Source organism: Neobacillus drentensis (assembly GCF_036965245.1).
GTDB lineage: Bacteria > Bacillota > Bacilli > Bacillales > Cytobacillaceae > Neobacillus > Neobacillus drentensis_G.
Genome location: NZ_JBALPG010000054.1, coordinates 1 through 7,431, shown reverse-complemented (window position 1 = coordinate 7,431; position 7,431 = coordinate 1). Strand labels below are relative to the sequence as shown.

10 protein-coding genes and 3 pseudogenes are annotated in these 7,431 nt (G+C 34.1%); 12 read left to right on the top strand and 1 reads right to left on the bottom strand.

The features are described 5' to 3' along the window. Positions 1 to 362: 362 nt before the first annotated feature. The 7 genes and pseudogenes from V7150_RS14020 (at position 363) to V7150_RS13990 (ending at position 4,130) form a co-directional block, all read left to right on the top strand. Positions 363 to 752 (top strand): cupredoxin domain-containing protein, encoded by a 390-nt coding sequence (locus V7150_RS14020; RefSeq protein ID WP_335519200.1) that lies wholly within the window; start codon positions 363 to 365, stop codon positions 750 to 752. Positions 753 to 833: 81 nt separating this feature from the next. Further along, positions 834 to 1,007, top strand: a pseudogene (locus V7150_RS14015) (DUF2935 domain-containing protein); the annotation flags it as partial. Positions 1,008 to 1,241: 234 nt separating this feature from the next. Continuing rightward, positions 1,242 to 2,351, top strand: a complete 1,110-nt coding sequence (locus V7150_RS14010) for a glycosyl hydrolase family 18 protein (protein WP_335519199.1) — start codon at positions 1,242 to 1,244, stop codon at positions 2,349 to 2,351. A gap of 26 nt (positions 2,352 to 2,377) precedes the next feature. Next, positions 2,378 to 2,515: a hypothetical protein gene (locus V7150_RS14005; protein WP_335519197.1), complete on the top strand. Its 138-nt coding sequence runs from the start codon at positions 2,378 to 2,380 to the stop codon at positions 2,513 to 2,515. Between the two features lie 164 nt (positions 2,516 to 2,679). Beyond that, positions 2,680 to 2,843: pseudogene (locus V7150_RS14000) on the top strand (IS110 family transposase); the annotation flags it as partial. Between the two features lie 346 nt (positions 2,844 to 3,189). Next, positions 3,190 to 3,555: a putative zinc-binding protein gene (locus V7150_RS13995; RefSeq protein WP_335519195.1), complete on the top strand. Its 366-nt coding sequence runs from the start codon at positions 3,190 to 3,192 to the stop codon at positions 3,553 to 3,555. 278 nt (positions 3,556 to 3,833) lie between these two features. Further along, positions 3,834 to 4,130, top strand: a complete 297-nt coding sequence (locus V7150_RS13990; protein WP_335519192.1) for a hypothetical protein — start codon at positions 3,834 to 3,836, stop codon at positions 4,128 to 4,130. A 150-nt stretch (positions 4,131 to 4,280) separates the two neighbouring features. Here V7150_RS13990 and V7150_RS13985 read toward each other — a convergent pair. Next, positions 4,281 to 4,817: pseudogene (locus tag V7150_RS13985) on the bottom strand (tyrosine-type recombinase/integrase); the annotation flags it as partial. 211 nt (positions 4,818 to 5,028) lie between these two features. Here V7150_RS13985 and V7150_RS13980 point away from each other — a divergent pair. From V7150_RS13980 to V7150_RS13960, 5 genes are all read left to right on the top strand, one after another. After that, positions 5,029 to 5,472, top strand: a complete 444-nt coding sequence (locus tag V7150_RS13980) for a hypothetical protein (protein ID WP_335519190.1) — start codon at positions 5,029 to 5,031, stop codon at positions 5,470 to 5,472. A gap of 490 nt (positions 5,473 to 5,962) precedes the next feature. Further along, entirely contained in the window at positions 5,963 to 6,172 is a 210-nt protein-coding gene (locus tag V7150_RS13975; protein ID WP_335519187.1) for a helix-turn-helix transcriptional regulator, read from the top strand. Positions 6,173 to 6,222: 50 nt separating this feature from the next. Then, positions 6,223 to 6,570: a hypothetical protein gene (locus V7150_RS13970; protein ID WP_335519184.1), complete on the top strand. Its 348-nt coding sequence runs from the start codon at positions 6,223 to 6,225 to the stop codon at positions 6,568 to 6,570. Between the two features lie 15 nt (positions 6,571 to 6,585). Continuing rightward, positions 6,586 to 6,894, top strand: coding sequence for a hypothetical protein (locus V7150_RS13965; RefSeq protein WP_335519181.1), 309 nt, complete (start codon positions 6,586 to 6,588; stop codon positions 6,892 to 6,894). 351 nt (positions 6,895 to 7,245) lie between these two features. After that, a complete protein-coding gene (locus V7150_RS13960; protein ID WP_335519178.1) occupies positions 7,246 to 7,368 on the top strand; it encodes a hypothetical protein in 123 nt (40 codons plus the stop codon). Positions 7,369 to 7,431 lie beyond the last annotated feature (63 nt).

Below are 7,431 nucleotides of genomic sequence, written 5' to 3'. Positions count from 1 at the left end.
CATCAAATAATTCAACAAAGGGCACTTTTCTTGAATAAGAAGACGTCTTTTTGTAACGCCCCAACACATTTAAGAGATTAGATCTTGTTAAGATAAAGAAAAGATTGTGAAGATTTCTACTTAAACTAAAGGGTGCTTGAGTTTAACAGAGGGCTGCTTCGGCAGCTCTTCATCTTGTTCCACTAAAGGGACAGGTTAGTTGAACAAAGTTGATTCCAGAAGATCGTCATTAGAGTCGATCTTTTTCTTTTAACTGTTTCAGATAAAAGAATTACTATTTGAAAGCACGTTGGAACCTAATTTATAGTGATAATATTTTATGAATTAGTAAAAAATAGTGTTAAGGAAAGGAGGGATTGCGAATGTCTGTGAAAAAGTGGTTATCAGGATTGGTCGTTTTGCTTACAATAATTGTGGTTGTGACAACTCTAGGCTCACTCAGGGTATTTGCCGAATCCGGTGTCGTAACTCAGCCTTTGGAGAAGGAGAAAGCGATTGAGGTCGAGTTGAACGATGATTACTTTAATCCGAAAGTCCTCACTATTCTCAATGGAAAAACGACACCGTTAATATTGAAAAACCAAGGTAAGAAAGAACATACTTTCACAGTGGAAAAGCTTGGAATTGACGCCGAAGTCCAGCCAGGAAAAGAAAAAACCATTACGGTGAAACCGAAAAAGCCCGGTACATATGAACTGATTTGTCGGTACCATTTCCAGGAAGGAATGGTTGGAAAAGTAATAGTAAAATAACAAGCAGGGCCATCGGGCCCTGCTTTCTTAATTTTTGTTCATAACCGTCATGAATTTGTTCATATTGGGCTGAGATTAGGCGAACAAACTGCACATTCCTTTAACAATCAAACGGATCCTGAACAAATAAGAAGTTTTAATACAGAGGTACAACAAGCTGCAACCAATATATTCGTATTTAAACGGAAAGTATTAGAACTAATTCTTACATGCAAATTGCCGAGGGCAAATAATTTCCCACAATTAGTTGACCATCGTTTTGAGCGTTTTTTTATGCCAATTTTAATGTTATTTACAATGTTAATTCGGTTGCTAATTCTGTTTCGATTTTGCCTTCTAAATGCGTTTTTGTACTTCAAAACCGAACTACTTAAATTAACTTGTGGTGGTCTTTTTCCCGAGATCCTTTAAGGGGGAAAGTCAATTCGTGTATAAGTTGCAACTTTTCTAATCAACTTAAGAAATATACAAATTAGAAGAAGGTGTATTATGGCAAAAAATTGTTATCGTTCATTCACTATCATTTCTTTAAGCATGGTCTTTATACTAATGTCTTCCTGCAGTCAGTCACAAAGAAAAGACGAAAATTACAGTACGAATAAAACTCCTCGCGAGGTTTTAGGTTTCTACACTGAACAGGAAGGAACGTTACCAGGGTCTCAACCTACAGTTAACTCACAATTCACTAATTTAAGTATCATTGCACCCTTTTGGTATAAGCTTGATGATAAGCGACCAGGCAATCTTATAGATTCGGTTACAGTAGATCATAAAAAAATGGTTATTCAGAGTGCTCATGAAAAACACCTAAAGGTATATATGGTTGTACATAATCTCTTTTATGAAACCGAGGAGAAGGGAAAGCAGGTAGCGAGTAATATACTCCGTAACGATAAAAACCGCAATGCTTTCATTCAGAACTTACGCAAAGAAATGAGTCAGTTTAAATATGACGGTATTAATATTGACATGGAAAATTTGTTTTTGACTGACCGAGATTCTTTTAGTCTGCTGATAAAAAAATTGACTGATGCTCTGCATCGTGATGGAAAAGTAGTTACCGTTTCAGTCCCGGCAAACACAGGTGATTCCCGTGCTAATCCCTGGTCACCGTGGTTTGATTACGAAAAGCTTGGTCTATATTCAGATGGGTTAATGATTATGACATACGATGAACACAACCCAAGAACAAAACCCGGATCATCAGCATCATTCAATTGGACAGAAGCAACCATTCGTTATGCTTTGAAACATAAAGTACCTCCATCAAAAATTTTACTCGGTATCGCTGGTTATGGATGGGACTGGGATACAACAGCAAATAAAACCTTGTATAGCTCCTATGCAATGTTAATGGGTCAGAAAACAAAATATAAAGCTAAAGTAATATGGGACTCCCGTTCGCAAACCCCTCATTTCAGTTACGAAGATACAAAACAACATAGCCACCAGGTTTGGTTTGAGAATAGCCATAGTCTGCGGTTTAAGCTAAACCTGGTAGAAAAATATAACTTACGGGGAATCGGGATTTGGCGGCTCGGCTTAGAAGACCCAATGTACTGGACGACCATACCCGAGATAATAAAAGTAAAAAAGTGAAGGAATGGTCTTCCAAATCCTAAAATATGGGTTCTGAAACAAGGAATGCTTCAGATGAAAGTGAGAAGTTTGAATTTGAACTAACGAGTGCAAGATTCGAAGATCTAGCTGCCAAAAATTCTTGGTGGCTTTTTCTTATTCAGCTAACGGGTGCTATTGTTTAAGATGTCGGCTGTCAATTTGGCAGCCTTTTTTCTTGTTCCACTAACGGTTCAGGTTAGCATTCCTGTAGATCGTTAAATATCAGGTTTGAAAAAAATAGAGCCCCTCAGTAAGATACGAGTATAGAGTCCAATCTAACTCAAAATCTTAAGGAGGAAGCCCTACTATGAATTTTAAAATGCAAGACAAACAAAATCAACTAATACCGAAAGAATTTCCGATACACATCTAATTGTAGGTGTGGATATAGCCTAACAATTACACGTTGCTCGAGCTGTTAACTTCCGTGGAATTGTAGTTTGTGATCCTCTTACATTTGAAAATAATGAAGTTTTACAATCAGCCATGTCAACAGAATTGAGTGGGAAGTTACGGCAGATTTTAAAAAAATACATAATTCCAATTGTAAAATTTTCCTTAGAAACATTAGTTGAAACCTAACATCTTACCTTTCAGCGATTTGCATAGAAGATAGCTGACAATGGCAACTAAAAAGGTTTAGTTCTCTGCGTATAAAAACCCTCCTTTTCTAATTTTAATTATTAGAAAAGTGATATTATTCACAGAATTAAAAAAATAAGTGATTTAAAATGAATTTTAGTTATTCAGCTAAGGTTGTTTCACTAAAAACACATATTCTACTAAATCCAAAGACGTAATAGGGGAGGATAGAACTGTGAAAAAAACTGATTTACCTATTGTATATTCATGCTCTGGATGTTCATCAGCTGCACAAACTGCTAACATGATTGCTATAAAAATGGATCGCGAAAAAGTAGCTGAAATGTCCTGTATTGCTGGTGTTGGTGGTGATGTCAAACCACTTGTAAGAACAGCAAAATCAGGAAGAGATATCATTGCAATTGATGGATGTCCCTTATGCTGTTGCAAAAGTACTTTAGCTAGACATGAGGTTCAACCCAAACATCATTTTGTACTTTCTGACTTTGATGTACCAAAGATAAATGGTGAAGACCCTGACCCTAACCTTTATATAAGTACTTACAAACGTATTTTGGAACTCACTAATAATTATTCTTAATCGTTGATTTTATTTCTGAACAACATAATTGGGTCAAGAGAGAACAGCTTCTAGAGAAGTATTTGTTTTAGTTTATAAATATTCCGATTTATTAGAGGGTGTTATTTCATTTAGGCAATGCATATTAATGATCGCAGTTTTAGCCATTGCCCTTATTACTGTACCTTTTTTACTTTTTCAAAAGTAAACTTGTGAAGTAACTTAAGTGAACAAGAGTTACAAATCATACTTTCAAATGTGAAAAATGGAAAGCATTCATCTCTTACACTTTTGACGATATGGTTAAAAGTTTATTTGTATATTATGGAGGTAAGAAACCCAGTGGAAAATGGCATAATTGCGATAAACTAATTGCAGTTGACTCTGCACAAGCTGGAATTTTTGATCTTACAACGTTTGGTAGAGACGATGCTATCCAATATGAAGTGATAAATGTCTATGACATTGTGATTGATGAAGTAGGATTAAAATATTTTGCTGCATGTTCTGATATGGTTGCTTCCGATGCTCAGGTGGAGTTGTTCCAGGTGGTGCGGTTTCAATGTCTGGTTATGGTGACGGAATATACAGAGTGAAAGTAAAATATAACGTTTCTAAAGAGATTGTTGGAGTGTTGATTGACTTTAATGATGGGGAGTAATTGAATGCATTAACATTTTACTCTTGCTTTGTGAAGAAATACACTTAAACGGGGGCGATGCTTAAAGAAGCATCGCTTTTCCTTTCTAAAAATATTTCCTGTATAGGTCCAGTCTTATACTTCCGCTAAGTTGGTCATAAATTCGTGTAGTTTCACTTTTCTCACGACCAAGTAAGCTCTGAATAACGTCCAGCGGCGCTCCATTATTCGATAAATGGGTGGCGTAGCTGTGCCTTAGTTGATGCGGATGAATTTCCTTGTTGATGCCTGCTCGATTTGAAATTCGCTTGATAATATATCTCATCATGGGCAGTGCTCATTCGATGAGGATGACGTTCAGTTACAAAAATAGCCGGATCCTTATCTTGGCGGTTGTCCAGGTATCGTTTTAGCCAAATTTCACAGCGGATATTAAAATAGACCTCCCTTTCTTTATCTCCTTTCCCGTGGACAATTGCTGATCGGTTTGACCGATTAATACAACTTTTTCCAATGAAAAAACCTCTCCAATTCTGCACCCTGTTGAAAACATAAATTCAAAAATAGCCTTTTCCATTGCGGTGTTACACGCTTCCCGTAAATGTTCTAATTCTCTTTCCGTTAAAAACTTTGGGGCTCTTTTAAACCTCGAAAATACCGTTATTCAACTATAGAAGCAGAATAGTTATAGTTAAAGAAAAGCAATTAATAGTTTACTTATTATGTGTATAATCTAAGGCTTAAGCCTGACATTAAATTAGTCTCTGGGTGCATAGAATTAATAACCAATATATGTTAAAATTTCATGGTATTAGTAAATAAGTGTATGGTTGAAATTATTGGGGGACATAATTATGAAAAAAGTTTGTACAATATTAATATTTGTTTTTAGCATATCTATACTTTTATTCGGGTGTAGCAAAGAAAAAGAAGATATGACAGAAGACTTTGGGCTTGAGAAAACCAAAAAGATAGAAGTTTCGTCAGTAGAAAATCCAGAATTGGTTTTTAATGTTATCGATAATAAAGATGATATAGATGAATTTGTTAATAAACTTAACGTCAATAAATGGAGTATTGTAGATATTCCTTCAAATATAACTAAAGGAAATATCTATAAGATGTACCAAGAGGACACAGTTAAACTTGGAGAGTCTAACACAGAGGAACTAAAACAAATAGCTACAATAATTACATATAAAGACAGTCCTTATATCAGTTTTAAAACAAAGAAACTTAACTTTAGTTTTAAAGTTCCAAAAGATGTAGCAAAATACCTTTCTAATAACGATAATTAAAAACTATAACCATACAACAATTACGTAACTGTAGGTAAACCAGAAGATAGTTTGTGAAAAAATAGAACTTAAACTACTATGTAAGAACTATTTTTTCGTACATTTTCTGTGGTGAAGCTCTGCTTCATGGATGGTTAATGGGTAGCATTTGTTTAACAAGAATGGGGAAATCCAAAAATTGGGTTCCCTTTTTTTATTGAATTATCAGCATTAAAATTTAGCAGTGCCTTATAAATAAAGTTCAACAAAGATTATCATTAGACGATTTTATAAAATTTGTAAACAGTATGGAGTATTATGCATTTTTTCTTCAGCTAAAAAAAGGTGGCTGTTTCGGTAACTGTTTTGCTTGTTCCACTAACTGGGCAGGATGCTTGAATAATGGCAGTTATTTTAAAATATTATATTTACATTAACTACCAATGTATAGTAAAGTATACTTATCGAGTATAGTAAACTATACTTTCGAAAATGAGAGGCTTAGGATGATATGAAAAGTAACGTTGTTAATAAGGTAAGAGATTATCGAAATCAATTCGATCTTACACAAGCTGAATTGGCTAAGAAGGTAGGGGTGACAAGGTTAACAATTATATCTATTGAGAAACAGAATTATGAACCATCTGTTGGTTTGGCTTTAAAACTAGCCAAGTTATTTAGATGTTCCGTTGAGGACCTTTTTACAGTAGGTGAAGAATAGTGAATTATTTATACAGTTTGTTGATAAAAATAGCCGTTTTTTTAATTTTAATGCAAGCAACTTTTACTGTTTGGAAAACAGATTCACCAGGGGTATTGTATTGGACGATTCCTGTAATTGCTTTATTTTGGTTGGTATCACTAATATTTGAAACTGTTCAAGTCACAAAAAACAAACGATGGAATGAGAATAAGGAAGAAGATGAAAGAACGATTTTATATAGATATAAAGCAGGATATATTACTTTTTGGTACAATATCGGATTTTTAACAATATTATTTTTCTTTTACAGTTATGGACTTGAGATGATTAACCCAATACAAGCATTAGCTGCAGTTGTTTTGTTGAATATAATTATTTACTTTGGGACGAAACTTTATTTTATCTTTTTTAAATAATTGGAGGTTGGACTGATGGCGAGTAATTTGAATATAAAATCGGAGGAGAAGAAAAGTATTGCGGGTATTATTTCTTTATCAATAGCTGTATTTGCAATAGTACTTGTGCTTAATTTTTTGTTTGGAATAATTCCAATTGAAAAAATTCAAGGATTACCAATGGTTTTGCCAATTATCTTTGGTCCTTTAGGAGCAATTATTGCTTTCATCTCTTACAATGCCAATAAAGATAGATTGTCATTGTACGGTATTATTTTGAATATAATTGTTTTCTTGATTCCAATTTTGTATAACGTGGTTGGAACATTAATCTTTGGAGTTTAAGAAGGATTATATATATGACCTGAATCACCAAGTAAATACAATTCAGGATTGGAAATTTAATAGCTAACTGGGATAGTCACGATATTAATGCAATACCTGTCTTATATTTCGTCGATTTCTTTTAACCCCTATTAAAACAGGTGCGTTGGTAACGGAAGGATAACGCCCTATTTCGAATTTTAAAATAGTCCAGAAGAAAATTAGGTATAAGCTTATTCAACGGAGTGCGATCATTCAATAAGAATGGTCGTTTTTTCTTTTTCAGGTAAAGAAGCAGTTTTTTAAAGGGAAATTTTCCAACATTATAGAATAATTACAATATGTAGAAGTAGAGAATGGAGGGGTAATTCATTGTCATACAAAATTTTAACTTGGAAAAATACACCCTTTATAGCTCTTGGATTTATGACGGGTCCGTTAATTAACCATATTGGATTATTTAGTGGAATATCATTTTTATTGGAGCATTCCTAATAGTTAGGTCAATTACATATAGGATAGAAATTCAGGAAGCAAAGGCAAAGAGGTTGTATGTTA